This is a genomic window from Methylibium sp. Pch-M, from assembly GCF_004136295.1.
Taxonomy (GTDB): Bacteria; Pseudomonadota; Gammaproteobacteria; order Burkholderiales; family Burkholderiaceae_C; genus Methylibium; species Methylibium petroleiphilum.
In genome coordinates, this window is sequence record NZ_CP029606.1 from 3,884,895 (window position 1) to 3,900,434 (window position 15,540).

General features: G+C 71.8%; 14 protein-coding genes. 6 read left to right on the forward strand and 8 right to left on the reverse strand.

Going from position 1 to position 15,540, the window contains the following annotated elements:
• The first annotated feature begins 16 nt into the window (after positions 1 to 16).
• Positions 17 to 1,153 (forward strand): iron-containing alcohol dehydrogenase, encoded by a 1,137-nt coding sequence (locus C1M51_RS18690; RefSeq protein ID WP_129451996.1) that lies wholly within the window; start codon positions 17 to 19, stop codon positions 1,151 to 1,153.
• On the opposite strand, the gene C1M51_RS18695 is transcribed toward C1M51_RS18690, so the two are convergent.
• The 3 genes from C1M51_RS18695 to C1M51_RS18705 all read right to left on the reverse strand — a co-directional run bounded on the left by C1M51_RS18695 (position 1,123) and on the right by C1M51_RS18705 (position 2,894).
• The gene (locus C1M51_RS18695) at positions 1,123 to 1,380 is read right to left on the reverse strand and encodes a hypothetical protein (RefSeq protein ID WP_129451997.1); all 258 of its coding nucleotides are present in this window, start codon (positions 1,378 to 1,380) and stop codon (positions 1,123 to 1,125) included. The two genes, C1M51_RS18690 and C1M51_RS18695, sit on opposite strands and share 31 nt — an antisense overlap.
• A gap of 115 nt (positions 1,381 to 1,495) precedes the next feature.
• Positions 1,496 to 1,753 (reverse strand): DUF1653 domain-containing protein, encoded by a 258-nt coding sequence (locus C1M51_RS18700; RefSeq protein WP_129451998.1) that lies wholly within the window; start codon positions 1,751 to 1,753, stop codon positions 1,496 to 1,498.
• A 31-nt stretch (positions 1,754 to 1,784) separates the two neighbouring features.
• Complete coding sequence (locus tag C1M51_RS18705; RefSeq protein WP_129451999.1) at positions 1,785 to 2,894, reverse strand: patatin-like phospholipase family protein; 1,110 nt, start codon at positions 2,892 to 2,894, stop codon at positions 1,785 to 1,787.
• Between the two features lie 204 nt (positions 2,895 to 3,098).
• On the opposite strand from C1M51_RS18705, the gene C1M51_RS18710 reads away from it, so the two are divergent.
• Together C1M51_RS18710 and mdoH are read left to right on the forward strand one after the other, a co-directional pair.
• Positions 3,099 to 4,673, forward strand: coding sequence for a glucan biosynthesis protein G (locus tag C1M51_RS18710; protein WP_242499826.1), 1,575 nt, complete (start codon positions 3,099 to 3,101; stop codon positions 4,671 to 4,673).
• A gap of 77 nt (positions 4,674 to 4,750) precedes the next feature.
• Positions 4,751 to 6,904, forward strand: a complete 2,154-nt coding sequence (gene mdoH, locus C1M51_RS18715) for a glucans biosynthesis glucosyltransferase MdoH (protein ID WP_129452000.1) — start codon at positions 4,751 to 4,753, stop codon at positions 6,902 to 6,904.
• Positions 6,905 to 6,911: 7 nt separating this feature from the next.
• Here the strand turns inward: mdoH and C1M51_RS18720 are convergent, their stop codons facing one another.
• The 3 genes from C1M51_RS18720 to C1M51_RS18730 all read right to left on the reverse strand — a co-directional run bounded on the left by C1M51_RS18720 (position 6,912) and on the right by C1M51_RS18730 (position 11,392).
• Positions 6,912 to 9,293, reverse strand: coding sequence for a Tex family protein (locus tag C1M51_RS18720; RefSeq protein ID WP_129452001.1), 2,382 nt, complete (start codon positions 9,291 to 9,293; stop codon positions 6,912 to 6,914).
• A gap of 96 nt (positions 9,294 to 9,389) precedes the next feature.
• Positions 9,390 to 10,967: a glucan biosynthesis protein gene (locus C1M51_RS18725; RefSeq protein WP_129452002.1), complete on the reverse strand. Its 1,578-nt coding sequence runs from the start codon at positions 10,965 to 10,967 to the stop codon at positions 9,390 to 9,392.
• A gap of 74 nt (positions 10,968 to 11,041) precedes the next feature.
• On the reverse strand, positions 11,042 to 11,392 hold the full coding sequence (locus C1M51_RS18730; protein WP_129452003.1) for a hypothetical protein: 351 nt from the start codon (positions 11,390 to 11,392) through the stop codon (positions 11,042 to 11,044).
• A 99-nt stretch (positions 11,393 to 11,491) separates the two neighbouring features.
• On the opposite strand from C1M51_RS18730, the gene C1M51_RS18735 reads away from it, so the two are divergent.
• The 3 genes from C1M51_RS18735 (at position 11,492) to C1M51_RS18745 (ending at position 13,164) form a co-directional block, all read left to right on the forward strand.
• Positions 11,492 to 11,830, forward strand: coding sequence for a hypothetical protein (locus C1M51_RS18735; protein ID WP_129452004.1), 339 nt, complete (start codon positions 11,492 to 11,494; stop codon positions 11,828 to 11,830).
• A gap of 87 nt (positions 11,831 to 11,917) precedes the next feature.
• Positions 11,918 to 12,682, forward strand: a complete 765-nt coding sequence (locus tag C1M51_RS18740; protein WP_129452005.1) for a TerC family protein — start codon at positions 11,918 to 11,920, stop codon at positions 12,680 to 12,682.
• 191 nt (positions 12,683 to 12,873) lie between these two features.
• A complete protein-coding gene (locus tag C1M51_RS18745) occupies positions 12,874 to 13,164 on the forward strand; it encodes a GYD domain-containing protein (RefSeq protein WP_011829383.1) in 291 nt (96 codons plus the stop codon).
• 33 nt (positions 13,165 to 13,197) lie between these two features.
• Here C1M51_RS18745 and bioB read toward each other — a convergent pair whose 3' ends face one another.
• Positions 13,198 to 14,190, reverse strand: a complete 993-nt coding sequence (bioB, locus tag C1M51_RS18750) for a biotin synthase BioB (protein ID WP_129452006.1) — start codon at positions 14,188 to 14,190, stop codon at positions 13,198 to 13,200.
• A gap of 44 nt (positions 14,191 to 14,234) precedes the next feature.
• Entirely contained in the window at positions 14,235 to 15,494 is a 1,260-nt protein-coding gene (locus C1M51_RS18755) for a TIGR03862 family flavoprotein (protein WP_129452007.1), read from the reverse strand.
• Positions 15,495 to 15,540 lie beyond the last annotated feature (46 nt).

Sequence of the window (15,540 nt, forward strand, 5' to 3'; positions counted from 1 at the left end):
CCCGAGGCACACCAGCATGGCCAGCATCTTCTACGTCACCCAGGTCCAGTTCGATTTCGGCGCGGTGCGCGAGCTTGCCGCCGAGTGCGCGCGCGTCGGCATCTGCCGTCCGCTCGTGATCACCGACGCCGGAGTGCGTGCGGCCGGCGTGCTGCAGAAGGCGCTCGACGCGATGAAGGATCTGCCCGTCGCGGTGTTCGACGGCACGCCGTCCAATCCCACCGAGGCGGCCGTGCGTGCGGCCCGCGAGGTCTGGGACGCGCACCGCGCCGACGGGCTGGTGGCGGTGGGGGGTGGCTCGAGCATCGATCTGGCCAAGGGGCTGGCGATCCTGGCCACCCACCCCGGCGAGCTGAAGACCTACGCCACCATCGAGGGCGGCTCGCCGAGGATCACCGCGGCCGCCGCCCCGCTGGTCGCCGTGCCGACCACCGCCGGCACCGGCAGCGAGGTGGCGCGCGGCGCGATCGTGATCGTGGACGACCACCGCAAGCTCGGCTTCCACTCCTGGCACCTGGTGCCCAAGGCCGCGATCTGCGACCCGGAGCTGACGCTCGGCCTGCCGTCCGGCCTGACCGCCGCCACGGGCATGGACGCGGTGGCGCACTGCATGGAGACCTTCATGTCGGCCGCCTTCAATCCGCCGGCCGACGGCATCGCGCTCGACGGCCTGGCGCGCGCCTGGGCCCACATCGAGCGCGCCACCCGCCACGGCGGCGACCGCGAGGCGCGGCGCCAGATGATGAGCGCGTCGATGCAGGGCGCGATGGCCTTCCAGAAGGGGCTGGGCTGCGTGCATTCGCTGTCGCACAGCCTCGGCGGCATCGACCCCCGTCTGCACCACGGCACGCTCAATGCGATGTTCCTGCCGGCCGTGGTGCGCTTCAACGCCGACGCCGACAGCGTGCGCGGCGAACGGCGCCTGGAGCGCATGGCCCAGGCGATGGGCCTGGCCTCGGCCGCCGACCTGCCGGCGGCGCTCGTCGACATGAACGCCCGGCTCGGCCTGCCCGGCGGCCTGGCTGCGATGGGGGTGGATGCGGCATGGCAGGAGCGCATCGTCAGCGGCGCCCTGCTCGACCACTGCCACAAGACCAACCCGCGTCTTGCGAGCGCCGACGATTACCGGGACATGCTGGCCGCCTCGATGTGAGGCTCGGGCGCGCCGGTGGCGGCGGCCGAAGCCACCACCGGCGCCACCGCCTCGCCGACGCGGTAGTAGCCGCGGTAGTAGGGCCTCGGGTAGGGCCGGTCGTAGCCCGGGCCGTAGATCGGCCGTTGCACCGGCACGACCGGCACCACATAACAGCCGCCAAGCAGGGCCGGCATCAGCAGCACGCCGAACCGGGCCCGGCGCCACAGGGAAAGGGAGTTGGGCATGTAGGGTCTCCGCAGCGGCCCGGGTGTCGGGCCCACCCCTGCTCAACGCCGTGCCGGACGGGGCGTTGATTGCTGCCAGGTAAAGACGGCCGGCGTGAGCGGTCCCGGGCGCTGCTCAGTCGATCGCGGTGCCGCCGTGCTCGAACGCGAAGCGCGGTCGCAGCAGGCCGTCGACCGTCAGCGATTCGGTGAACATCGCGAACGGCCGCACCCACAGGCCGGAGTCGCCGTACAGCGGGCGGTAGAGCACCAGCGGCTCGCGCGTCTCGCTGTGCCGCACGACGCCGAGCACCTCGTAGCGCGCGCCCTTGTAGTGGACGTAGGTGCCGAGCGCGATCTCGGGCAGCGGGGCAAGCGGATCGTCGAGGGCCATGCCGCGATTGTGGCGCGCCGCGCAGCTGGACTCAGAGCGGCTCGACCGTCAACCCCGGCCCGGCCGCCACCGCCACGGCCAGCTCGTCGGCCAGCCGCTCGCTCTCGGCCACCGCGCGGCGCCACACCGCCATGCGGCCGGCCAGGTCGGTGGCGTAGCGCCGGAAGTCGCTGCGGTCGGGCAGCTTGCCGTGCGGCAGCGTGCGCACCCAGGCCGGGTCGGGCGCCAGCACCACCACGTTGTCGAGGAAGGGCGTGGCGTGGTGGCGGTGCTTCAGGGCCTTGTCGAGCCAGCCGGGCACCACTGCCTTCTGGAAGTGCGGGTACAGCACCAGACCGGCGGCCCGGCCCTGGCCCGGTGCCGCGTCGCGGTTGATCGACGGGTAGTTCCAGTGCAGGTGGTAGTCGGTGATGCCGCCATCCCAGTAGGCGCCCGGCGGGGCCCCGGGGATGTCGTGCACCGCCTTCAGCGCGAACGGGATCGAGCACGACGCCAGCAGGGCCGGGCGGAAGTTCTCCGCCGTCAGTCGCACCTGCCGGTGCCGCAGGTCGCTCAGGTCGACCGGCAGCGCTTCGCCCGGCGAGGAGAACACCACGCGCTCCAGCCAGGCGCCGAGCGTGCGGCGGCTGAGCGCGTTGCTCAGCAGCGCGCCGGCATAGCCGAGCGGCGTGCGCACGCGGCCCTCGCGTCCGAGCACGTGGCGGCCTCGCGAGGTGACGATGTGCAGGCGGTAGCGCGGATGGGCCAGCAGCGCCTCGACCTGTCCGTCGAAGAAGGCGCGCAGCTCCTGCTCGAAGCCGCGGCTGACCTGGGCCGCGTTCGGCAGCGCGCGCCCGGGGTCGAGTTCGTAGGTCTGCGCGATGTAGTCCTCGGTCAGTCGCGCAAAGCCGGCCCGCGGATCGGCCAGCGCGGCCGTCGCCATGCGCCACGCACCGATCGACGCCCCGGCGAGGTGGACCGTGTGCGTGCTGCCGGCCAGCCACTGCCCGAACAGGTAGCGGTCCATCGGCCCCAGCACCAGCCCCTTCGGACCGCCGGCGGCACCGGCCACCACCCGCACGTCCTGCGACCGCAGGCCGTGTTCGGCCAGGTGGGCGCGGGCGCTGCGGCCAGCGTAGATGCGCAACGCGGGAGTGGTCATCGGCCCATGCTACCGGCTGCAGGCGGGGTCGCCGCCATGCGTAGGCGGCGGCCTACAGACGCAGTCGGTGGCCGCCGATGGCCGGCACCGGCGCATGCCGCGAACATGCGTTCACACCCTCATTGTTCCGGGGGCTGCAAACCGCGCCAGTCCGCGCAACAATCGTGCTGCATTGCACCAATCCATCGCTCCCTCCACGACCCCGTGAACGCCGCCACCCTCTCCCAGCCCATGATGGGTCGTGCCCGTTCCCGCTCGGCGCGATCGCTGATCTGGGGCTGTGCCGCAGCGGGGGCCCTGATGGGTGCGAAGGCGCAGGCGGCCTTCGACCTGAACGGGCTGACCGAGCGCGCCCGGGCGCTGGCGGCCGCGCCCTACCGCGAACCGCCGCCCTCCGCGAACCCTCGCCTCGCGGCACTGAGCTACGACGACTACCGCGCCATCCGTTTCCAGCCGCGCTCGGCGTGGTGGCGTGATGCCGGCCTGCCCTTCGAGTTGCAGTTCTTCCATGTCGGCGGCATCCACACCCGCCCAGTGCGCGTGCACGAACTGGTCGAGGGCCGCGAAGTGCCGCTGAACGTGCCTGCCGGCGCCTTCGACTATGGGCCGGCCGCCGCCGCCGTGGCCGGCCAGGCGCAGGCCGAGCTGGCCGGTTTTCGCGTCCACCATGCCCTGAACCGACCGGGCTACAAGGACGAGTTCGTCGTCTTCCTGGGGGCCAGCTACCTGCGCGCCGTGGGTGCCGGCCAGCACTACGGCAGCTCGGCGCGCGGCATCGCCGTCGACACCGCCGGCGGTGCCGGGGAGGAGTTCCCGGTCTTCGAGGCGTTCTGGATCGAGCGGCCGGCGCGCGGCGCGCAGACGCTCACGCTGTACGCGCTGCTCAACGGCCCACGCGTCACCGGCGCCTACCGCTTCGAGCTGCGACCGGGCCGCGTGACCGAGGTCGCGGTGCAGGCCCGCCTGTTCCTGCGCGGCGCGGTCAGCACGCTCGGGATTGCCCCGCTCACCAGCATGTACTTCGGCGGCGAAAACCATCCACGGCCGCTGCAGGCCGTGGGCGATTTCCGGCCCGAGGTGCACGACGCCGACGGCCTGTCGATCGAGACCGAAGACGGCGAATGGCTCTGGCGCCCGCTGCTGAACCCGGAGCGTCCCTTCACCACCAGCTTCGCGATGCCGGGCCTGCGCGGCTTCGGCCTGATGCAGCGCGACCGCGCATTCTCCAGCTACGAAGACACCGAGGCCCGCTACGAACAGCGGCCCAGCGTGTGGGTGCGCCCCGAGGGCGACTGGGGCGCCGGACGCGTCGAGCTGATGCAGTTCCACTCGCCCGACGAGACCAACGACAACGTGGTGGCGTACTGGGTCCCGGCGCGCCTGCCGGCCGCCGGCGAGCCGCTGTCCCTGCGCTACACCCTGCTCTGGCAGGGCGCAGCCCCGCAGGCGCCTCTGCGCCTGGGCCGGGTGCTGCAGTCCCGCCTCGGTCGGGGTTTGGAAGCACCGCAGCCCGGCGAGTTGCAGTTCCACATCGACTATGCCGGCGGTCCGCTCGACACGCCGTCGGCCACCGTCCCGCCTCAGGCGTTTGTCACATCGAGTGACAACGCACGCGTCTTGCTAGCGAACGTCTACCGCAACCCGGCCACCAAGGGATGGCGCCTGAACCTGAAGGTCCAGCGCCTCGATGCCAAGCAGCCTGTCGAGCTGCGTGCTCTCTTGAAGGACGGTGCCAACGTGCTCACCGAAACATGGACCTACGCCCTGCCCCCGGAATGAACGCCACCGTCACCCCCGCCCCCTTGCGCCCCACGCCGGCGCGCACCGAAACGGCGCCTCCGGTCCGCCGGGGCAGCATGACCCCGGTGCCCTGGACGGGCGTGCCGGCCGGGCTGGGTCGACTGTTCAGTGCCCGAAGCCATCGCAAGACGCAGCCGGCGCCGGCCTGGCTCGCCGCGGCGACGGCGCGCCGCCGCCTGCTGCTGGCACTGGTGATCGGCAGCGCCGGCCTCGCCACCGCGGTGCTGGACAGCGCCGCCGGGCCCGGCCACAGCGGACTCTGGGCCGTGCTGCAGACGGGCCTGTTCGCGCTGCTGTTCGCCTGGGTGGCCGCCGGCTGCGTGACCGCGGTGATGGGCTACGTGAGCCTGCGCCGCGGCGACCACCACGCGCTGAGCCCCGAAGACGTGGCCGGCCGGCCGATCGCCGAGGACGCCCGCACCGCCGTGGTGATGCCGATCTGCAACGAGGACATCGCCACCGTGGTGGCGGGCCTGCGCGCCACCATCGAATCGCTGTCGCGCGCCGGATCGTTCGACCGCTTCGACGTCTACATGCTGTCCGACACCGGCGACCTGACGCTGCGCGACGCCGAACTGGCCGCCTGGCGCGACCTGCGCGAGGCGCTGGCCGCCGACGGCTACGACAGCAGCCGCGTCTACTACCGCTGGCGCCAGCGGCGCACCAAGCGCAAGGCCGGCAACGTGGCCGACTTCTGCCGCCGCTGGGGCCGCGACTACCGCTACATGGTGGTGCTCGACGCCGACAGCGTGATGAGCGGCGACGCGCTGCTGACGATGGTGCGTCTGATGGAAGCCCAGCCCAGGGCCGGCATCATCCAGACCGCGCCGCGCTCCTGCGGCCACGATTCGCTGCACGCCCGCCTGCAGCAGTTCTCCGGCCGGGTGACCGGCCCGCTGTTCAGCGCCGGCCTGCGCTTCTGGCAGCTGGGCGAATCGCACTACTGGGGCCACAACGCCATCCTGCGCGTCGAGCCCTTCATGAAGCACTGCGCACTGGCCCGGCTGCCCGGCAATGGCGGGCTCAGCGGCGAGATCCTGTCGCACGACTTCGTCGAGGCCGCGCTGATGCGCCGCGCCGGCTACGAGGTCTGGCTGCTGCCCGAGCTCGATGGCAGCTACGAGCAGGCGCCGCCGCACCTGATCGACGAACTCACGCGCGACCGCCGCTGGTGCCAGGGCAACCTGCAGAACGCCCGGCTGGTGGCCGAACCGGGCTTCGCCGGCGTGCACCGGGCCATGTTCGTGACCGGCGCCATGTCCTATGTGGCCTCGCCGATCTGGCTGGCCTTCGTGCTGCTCGGCGTGCTGCCCTGGTTCGCGGGCGACGGCCTGCAGGCCGCGACCGAGGGCGCCGGCCTGCCGCTGGCGCAGATGATGCTGTGGAGCGCCACGCTCGCCCTGCTGCTGGTGCCTCGCGTGCTGGCGGTGCTGCTGGTGATCCGGCGCCGGCAGGAGGCCGGCTACGGTGGCCGCCAGACCCTCGTGACCAGCGCGCTGCTCGAAGCGCTGATGTCGGCCGTGCAGGCGCCGGTGCGCATGGTGGCCCATTCGATCTTCGTGCTGGGTGCGCTGACGGGACTGAAGCTGAACTGGAAATCGCCGTCGCGGGAAGCCACCGCGGTCGGCTGGCGCGAGGCGATCGGGCGCTTCGGCGTCATCGGTGCGGTCGTCGCCGCGGCGCTGGCCTGGTGGCTGGCGGGTCAGCCCGGCGAGGCCTGGCGCGTGCTGCCGCTGGCGCTGCCGCTGGTGCTGGCCGTGCCGCTGGCGGTGCTCACCAGCCGCAGCGAGTTCGGCCTGGCCTGGCGTCGCCGCGGCTGGCTGCTGATCCCCGAGGAATCGCGTGCACCGGCGGTGCTGCAGGCCGCCTGGCGCTACGCCGGTGTGGTGCGCCCGACGATCAGCGCACCGGTGCCAGCCGCCGCTCGCAACGACGTGGCGCTCGGCGGCAGCGGCATCGCCACCTGGCAGCGCCGTGCCCTGGCGACCGTCGGCCTCGCGATGGCCACCGGCGTGGCGGTGATTCCGCAGACCGTGGCGACCGGCGGTCTGTCGCACAGCGACCTGGCAGCAATGCGCATCGTGATGCAGGCGTCCAGCCCGTCGGCGGCGCCGCGCGTGCTCGGCGCGCTGCCAGTCCGTCGCGTGTCGACGATGCCGGCCGACAGCGTGCGCTACCCGGTGGTCCGGCGCAGCGCAACGCGCACCTGAGACGCGCTCAGCGCCGCGTCTGCAGCTTCGCGAACGCGGCGGCCATCGCGCCGCTGGCGGCGGGCTGGGGTGAGCTGCCGCGCGGCGCACCGCCGCGGGCACGCTCGTCGCGGCCCGCCGGCCGGTAGCCGTTCTCGCTGCCCTCCCCGCGTCCGTCGCGGCCGCGCGCCACGCTGGTGTCGAGCTTCATCGTCAGCGAGATGCGGCCGCGCGCCAGGTCCACCTCGAGCACCTTGACCTTGACGATGTCGCCGGTCTTCACGATCTCGCGCGCGTCGTTGACGAACTTGTTCGCCAGCTGGCTCACGTGCACCAGCCCATCCTGGTGGACGCCCAGATCCACGAAGGCGCCGAACTGCGCCACGTTGCTGACCGTGCCTTCCAGCGTCATGCCGGCCTGCAGGTCCTTGATGTCGTCGACGCCGTCGTTGAAGCGCGCGACCTTGAAGTCCGGGCGTGGGTCACGGCCAGGCTTCTCCAGCTCGGCGAGGATGTCCTTCACGGTGATCGCGCCGAAGCGCTCGTCGGCGTAGGCCTCGGGCCGCAGCTTGCGGATCACGTCGCTGTTGCCGATCAGATCGCCGACAGGTCGGCCGACGGCGGCGATGATCTTCTCGACCACCGGGTAGGTCTCGGGGTGCACGCCCGACAGGTCGAGCGGGTTGTCGCCGTCGCGGATGCGCAGGAAGCCGGCCGCCTGCTCGAAGGTCTTCTCGCCCAGGCCGGCGACCTCGCGCAGCTGGCGCCGGTTGCGGAAGGCGCCGTGTGCGTCACGCCAGCGCACGATGCCGGCCGCCACCGCGCCCGACAGCCCGGACACGCGCGACAGCAGCGGCGCCGACGCGGTGTTCAGATCGACGCCGACCGAGTTGACGCAGTCCTCCACCACCGTGTCGAGCGTGCGCGCGAGTTCGCTCTGGTTCACGTCGTGCTGGTACTGGCCGACACCGATGCTCTTGGGGTCGATCTTCACCAGCTCGGCCAGCGGGTCCTGCAGTCGCCGTGCGATCGAGACCGCTCCGCGCAGACTCACGTCGAGCTCCGGCAGCTCCTTGCTGGCGAACTCCGAGGCCGAGTAGACCGAAGCGCCCGCCTCGCTGACGACCACCTTCTCGATGTGCGTGCCCGGGGCCAGTTGCTGGATGCGCTTGATCAGGTCGGCCGCCAGCTTGTCGGTCTCGCGGCTCGCGGTGCCGTTGCCGATGGCGATCAGGTTGACGCCGTGCGTCGCGGCCAGCCGGCCCAGCGTGTGGATCGCGCCGTCCCAGTCCTTGCGCGGCTCGTGCGGGTAGACCGTGGCCGTGTCCAGCACCTTGCCGGTGTCGCTGACCACCGCCACCTTCACGCCGGTGCGGATGCCGGGGTCCAGTCCCATCACCACGCGCTTGCCGGCCGGCGCGGCGAGCAGCAGGTCGCGCAGGTTCTCGGCGAAGACCTTGATCGCCACCTTCTCGGCGTCCTCGCGCAGCCGTGCGAACAGATCGCGCTCCAGGCTCAGGCTGAGCTTGACCTTCCAGGTCCAGGCCACGCACTTGCGGATCAGCTCGTCGGCGGGGCGCTTGGCGTGGCTCCAGCCCAGGTGCACCGCGATGCGCCCTTCCGCGAGCGTCGGCTTGCCCGGCAGCACCTCCTCGTCGAGCACCAGCTTCGCGTCCAGGATCTCCTGCGTGCGGCCACGGAACACCGCGAGCGCGCGGTGCGAGGGCACGGTGCGGATCGGCTCGTCGTAGTCGAAGTAGTCGCGGAACTTCGCGATCTCCGCGTCCTGCTCGTTCTTGCCGTCCATCAGCTTGGAGCGCAGCAGGCCCTCGTCCCACAGCCAGCCGCGCAGCGACTGCACCAGTGCCGCGTCCTCGGCCCAGCGTTCGGACAGCAGGTCGCGCACGCCGTCGAGCACCGCGTGGGCATCGGCGAAGCCGGCGGTCGCCAGCGCCTCGGCGCCGCCTGCATAGCCGGCCACGAAGGCGGCGGCCTCGACCAGCGGGTCGAGCGTGGGGTCCGCGAACAGGCGGTCGGCCAGCGGCTCGATGCCGGCCTCGCGGGCGATCATGCCCTTGGTGCGACGCCGCGGCTTGTAAGGCAGATACAGGTCCTCGAGCTCCTGCTTGGTCGGCGCCGCCTCGATCGTGACACGCAGTTCGGCGGTGAGCTTGCCCTGCTCGTCGATGCTCTTCAGCACGGCGGCACGGCGCTCCTCGAGTTCGCGCAGGTACCCCAGGCGCGCTTCCAGCTCGCGCAGCTGGGTGTCATCGAGGTTGTCGGTCGCCTCCTTGCGGTAGCGCGCGATGAAGGGCACCGTGGCGCCGCCGTCGAGCAGTTCGACGGCGGCATTGACTTGGGCCGGCCGAACCTTCAGCTCGGCGGCGATTTGCAGCAGGATCTTGTCCACGGACTCGGGAGGGGCCCGGCAACGGGCCGCAGATCATCGGGAAGGCGCGCAGTGTAGCGACCGGCCGGACACCGGTCGTTGCATCTCGACGCGCGCTCAGACCAGCTTGCGTTCGGCCGCGGGCGGCGGGCTCCACTGGTAGAGCCAGGTCTCGCTGAGCGACTGGCCGTCGCAGCGCAGGTAGACGCGCAGATCGATCGGCTCGTTACCGGCCGGCGGCACCACGTCGAACATCGCCCGGTAGCCCGAGACCGAGGCCAAGGGCCGCGCCGACGTGATCTCCACGCGGCCACGCGAGGCACTGACGACGACCTCGACCTTGGCCTTCGGCCCGATGAGCGACAGGTCGCCGCCGGCGAAATCGACCGCGAAGCGCCACGAGAAATACTTGCGCGGCTGTCCGATCACGCCACCCAGGCCGGTGCGCGTGGCCACGCAGTGCGCGAGCGGCGGCCGGGCCGGCGGCTGCGCCCCCCAGTAGAGGCGGTAGGCGAACAGCAACTCCTCGCCGGCCTGCGGTGGGCGCGCCGGGTTCCACAACGCGACGATGTTGTCGAAGGTCTCGTCGGCGGTCGGGATCTCCACCAGTTGCAGCGAGCCGGCCCCCCAACCCGTCTTCGGCTCCACCCACACGCAGGGCCGCTTGTCGTAGAACACGCCATCGTCCTGGTAGTGGTCGAAGTTGCGGTCACGCTGCAGCAGGCCGAAGCCGCGCGGGTTCTCGTCCTGGTAGGCGTTGAAGCGCAGCGTGGCGGGATTGGTGAGCGGGCGCCAGATCCACTCGCCGCTGCCGGTCCACATCTGCAGGCCGTCGCTGTCGTGCACCTCTGGCCGCCAGTCGTTGGCGACGCGGCGGTCGTTCTCGCCGTACTGGAACATGCTGGTCAGCGGCGCGATGCCCAGGCGCTCGATGGGTTTGCGTGGGTAGAGCGCCGCATCGATGTCCATCACCTGCGTGTCGCCCGGCGTGATGACGAAACGGTAGGCCCCGGCGATGCTGGGCGAATCGAGCAGCGCATACACCGTGATGCTGCTCGACTGACGCGCCGGCTTCTCCAGCCAGAAGGCGACGAAGTTCGGAAACTCCTCCGGCCGCGGCAGGCCGGTATCGACAGCCAGGCCGCGCGCCGACAGGCCGTACTGCCACTCCCCGCCGACCGCGCGGAAGTAGCTCGCACCCAGGAAGGCCGAGATGTCGCGCTCGAGATCGGTGTGGAAGTTCAGTCGGAAGCCGGCGAAGCCCAGGTCGCTCGGCAACTGGCCGCCCTGCACCCCGCTCTTGCCGTAGTCGAACATCTCGGCGTCGTAGGCCAGTTCGCGGGCCCGGCCGTCCACCAGCTCGTGAATGCGCACCGGCGACTTGAAGAACAGCCCCAGATGGAAGAACTGCGCCCGGAAGCGCAGCTCGTCGTCGCCCCACAAGGCGTGGTCGGGTCGGAAGCGGATGGCTTGGTGGCGGTCCCAGTCGAGCGAGTCGATCGCCTTCGGCAGCACCGACCGCGGCGCCTGGTAGGCCTTGGCAGCCAGCGCACGGGCGCGGCCTTTGAGCAGCGCGTAGTCGAAGGCCTCGGCCTGGCCGATTGCCTTCAGGCCCGCCGCGGCAGCGTCGCCGCCCAGCAGGGCCTGGAGCGTGGCCGACGCGGCCATGCCGCGCAGCAGTTGTCGTCTTTGCATGGAGGGAGAGAGGAAAAGGATGCGAGCCTCCGTACGATACCGGAGGCTGCGGCAGGCCGGGTCGGCCTGCGTCTTCAGGCGGTGGCGAGCGGAACGAGTTCGCTGCCGATCGCGATGCGGATCGTCGGGTGCACGCCGGGCCGACGCAGCAGCAGTTGCGCCAGCAGCTCCTGCGCCGCGCGCCACAGCGCGATGCCGCGCGGTCGGTCGCCTTGGCAGTCGCGGCGCGGAATCACGAGCTCGGATTCCACCGGTTCGCCGCGCCCCGCGAAGTCGATCACGCAGCGTGCCACCAGCACCTGGTGCGTCGCCAGCAGCACCTCCGTGCTGTGGTGCGCGTCGAGATCGAAGTCGATGTCGGCCGGTGCCGGGGCGGCCTGTGGGAGGAGGCTGTCGATGTCGGCGAGTCGGGGTCGGGCTGTCATGGATGCAGATGCTAGATCGCCCTTCGTGACAGTCTGTAGGCGCCCGAAAGTCCCTGCTGTAGGACAACGCGCCGGCCGCGCCCCCCTACAATTCGACCCATGATCTCCAGGCTCCACGCCTTCCTGTTCGCCCTCTTCCTGTGCTGCTGCGGCATCCTCGTGCCGGCGGATGTGAGCCACGACAGCACGGCCCGGGCCCTGCAGTCCGAGGTGGCGATGCCGGAACGCGCGCTCGACCGCCTGACGCTGCCGGACCCGATGTCGCAGGCGCAGGCCGAGAGCGCAGCGGACGGCCCGGGGCTGCTGGCCGATGCCGCGTTGCCGGGCTTCGCCGCGCCGCGCGCCGCATTGCCGCGGCCCGATGCCGACGGCCGCTTGCGCCCGCCCTACCTCGACGGGCTGCGGCGCCCGCCCCGAGCGCTGGCCCCCCTCGTCTGAAGCCTGCCGCGGACGTCCCGCGGCCCCAATGTCTCCCCGGCCTGCACTGCAGGCCTGCTGCGGCATCCCCGCATTCAATCTGCTGCCATGGACTTCCTCCTCGACCCCAACATCTGGATCGCCTTCGCGATGCTCACCGCCCTGGAAATCGTCCTGGGCGTGGACAACATCATCTTCATCTCCATCCTCGTCGGCCGGCTGCCGCCGGAGACGCGCGAAAAGGCGCGCCGCCTCGGCCTGGGCTTCGCGATGGTGTCGCGGCTGCTGCTGCTGTTCTCGCTGAGCTGGGTGATGGGCCTGACGGCCGACCTCTTCACGGTGCTCGGCCAGGGCATCAGCGGACGCGACCTCGTGCTGCTGTTCGGCGGCCTGTTCCTTCTCTACAAGGCCTCGCACGAGATCTTCGTGGAGGTCGAGGCGCCCGAGCGCGACGGCCCGCCGGCCACCGACGCGGCCGCGTTGAAGTCGGCCGGCAACCGGCTCTTCTGGGGCATCATCGGCCAGATCGCGGTGATCGATATCGTGTTCTCGCTCGACTCGGTGATCACCGCGGTGGGCATGGTCGACCAGATCGGCGTGATGGTGGCCGCGGTCGTGACCTCGGTGGGGGTGATGCTGGTGGCGGCCCGGCCGATCGGCGAGTTCGTCGACCGCCATCCGTCGGTCAAGGTGCTGGCGCTGGCCTTCCTGGTGATGGTCGGCATGGCGCTGACGGCCGAGGCCTTCGACATGCACGTGCCCAAGGGCTACATCTATGCCGCGATGGCGTTCTCGCTGGGCGTCGAGGCGCTGAACATCCGCTCGCGCGGCAAGCGCCGCGCGGCCCTCGAGGCCGGCAAAGGCACGGCCTGAGGCGGCGGCGCGCGCCGGCCGGCCGGGCCGCCACACGGCGGCCTTGCCTTTGGCCGGTGCAGCGCCGAAGCTAACAGGCTGGTGCGATGGAAGTGCACGCGGTGCCGGGGCCGACGACGCTCCGACCGGCACGCGGCGCCAGCACGGCGGAGCGTCCCGCCCGGGGGACCGGGCTCCACGAGGGGAACGCCATGCCTGCCTTCATCACACTGGTGAACTTCACCGACCAGGGCGCACGCAGCATCAAGGACTCGCCGGAGCGCTTCGAGGCCTACAAGGCGCTGGCCGAGGGCCTGGGCGTCACGGTCAAGAGCGTGCACTGGACCCAGGGCCCCTACGACCTGGTGCTGATCACCGAGGGCCCCGAGGAAGGTGCGATGCTCAGCGCGCTGAAGATGGCGCAGCTGGGCAACGTGCGGACGCAGACGATGCGCGGCTACTCGGCCAGCGAGATGCGCGGCTTCGTCAAGAAGCTCGGTTGAGCATGCCAGCGCCCGTTACGCGGGCGCCGGGCATCAGGCCGACGTGAGGCCGAGCCGCTCGAACAGCGCCTCGTCGCGCTCGACGTCCGGGTTGCCGGTCGTCAGCAGTTTGTCGCCGTAGAAGATGGAATTGGCGCCGGCCAGGAAGCACAGCGCCTGGATCGCGTCGCCCATCTCCTGGCGGCCCGCCGACAGCCGCACGTAGGCGGTCGGCATGGTGATGCGCGCGACGGCGATGGTGCGCACGAACTCGAAGGGGTCGAGCTTGTCGCTGCCGGCCAGCGGCGTGCCCTCGACCTGCACCAGTTCGTTGATCGGCACCGACTCCGGGTGCGGGTCCAGGTTGGCCAGCTGCGCCACCAGCCCGGCGCGCTCGCGCCGGCTCTCGCCCATGCCGACGATGCCGCCGCAGCACACGTTCATGCCGGCGTCGCGCACGTGCGCCAACGTCTGCAGGCGCTCCTCGTAGACGCGCGTGCTGATGATGCGGCCGTAGGCCTCGGGCGCGGTGTCGAGGTTGTGGTTGTAGTAATCGACGCCCGCTTCCTTCAGCGCCTGCGCCTGCGGCTTGCTCAGCATGCCCAGCGTGCAGCAGGCCTCGAGGCCCAGCGACTTGACCTCGCGGACCAGCTCGACCACCTTCTCGATGTCGCGGTCCTTGGGCTCACGCCAGGCCGCGCCCATGCAGAAGCGCGTGGCACCGGCCGCGGCGGCGGCCTGCGCCGCCTGCCGCACCGCGGCCACGTCCATCAGCTTGTCGGCCTCGACGCCGGTGTCATGGTGGACCGACTGCGGGCAGTAGGCGCAGTCCTCCGGACAGCCGCCGGTCTTGATCGAGAGCAGCGTCGAGCGCTGGACCGCGTTGGCATCGAAATGCTCGCGGTGCACCTGCTGGGCACGGAAGATCAGGTCGTTGAACGGCAGAGCGAACAGGGCCTCGATGGCCTCCACGCTCCAGCGTTCGCTGGACGGATGCACATGGACGGGCGCCGGGCGCACGAGGTGAACGGGCTGGGTGGCAGTCATCCCGCCATTGTGCCTGCTGACGCCGTCCGGGCGTCGTGCCCGGTTCAGCGCTCGCCTGCCGCCAGCCACGCCAGCAGGCCCCGCCCCGCGGCGCGGCCGGTGGCGAAGCAGGCGTTGAGCAGGTAGCCGCCGGTCGGCGCTTCCCAGTCGAGCATCTCGCCGGCGCAGAACACGCCGGGCAGCACCTTGAGCATCAGCCGCTCGTCGAGCGCCTCGAGGCGCACGCCGCCGGCGGTGCTGATGGCCTCGTCGACCGGCCGCGCCGCCACCAGCCGCAGCGGCAGCGCCTTCAGGGCCGCGGCGAGGCGCTGGGCATCGTGCAACTGCTCCTTGTCGAGCAGTTCGTGCAGCAGCGCGGCCTTCACGCCTTCGATGCCGAGCCGGCTCTTGAGGTGGGTCGACAGCGAGCGCGGTCCGCGCGGCCGAGCCACTTCGGCAGCGACCCAGTCCGGGTTGCGATCCGGCAGCAGGTCGAGCGTGAGGCTCGCCTCGCCATGCGCCGCGATCTCGTCGCGCAGCAGCGCCGAGGCGGCATAGACCAGGCTGCCCTCGACGCCCGTCGCGGTGACCACGAACTCGCCCTGGCGGTGGAAGCGGCGGCCGTCGGAGGCCTCGGCGCTCAGCACCACCGGCTTCACCGGCGCACCGGCGAAGCGCTCGCGCAGGTGGGCGCTCCACCCCGGCGCCCGGCCGGCGCGCCCGACGTCGAAGCCGCAGTTCGACGGTTGCAGCGGCGCCACATCGACACCGCGCGCGGCGAGCCCCGGCAGCCAGGCCCCGTCGGAGCCGAGCCGCGCCCAGCTGGCGCCGCCCAGCGCCAGCAGCACGGCGTCGGGGCGCACGGTGCGCTCGCCGGTCGGGGTCGCGAAACGCAACGCACCGTCGTCGGTCCAGCCGCACCAGCGATGACGCTGATGGAAGCTCACCCCGGCGCCCCGAAGGCGCTGCAGCCAGGCCCGCAGCAGCGGTGCGGCCTTCAGGTCGCTCGGAAAGACCCGGCCGGAACTGCCGACGAAGGTCGCTATGCCCAGCATGTTGGCCCATTGCCTCAGCGCGGCCGGATCGAAGTCCGTCAGCCAGGGCGCGAGTTGTGCCTGCCGCGCGCCGTAGCGAGTGAGGAAGTCCTCGAAGGGCTCGCCATGCGTCAGGTTGAGCCCACCCTTGCCGGCGAGCAGGAACTTGCGTCCGACCGACGGCATGGCGTCGTACAGGTCGACCTGCACGCCGCCGGCCGCCAGCACCTCCGCGGCCATCAGGCCGGCGGGGCCGCCTCCGATGACCGCTGTCCGTCGAGCGCCGCTCATCTGCGGACCGGCCGCAGCGCACGCGCGGTGCGGCCGGTGGGGGTGT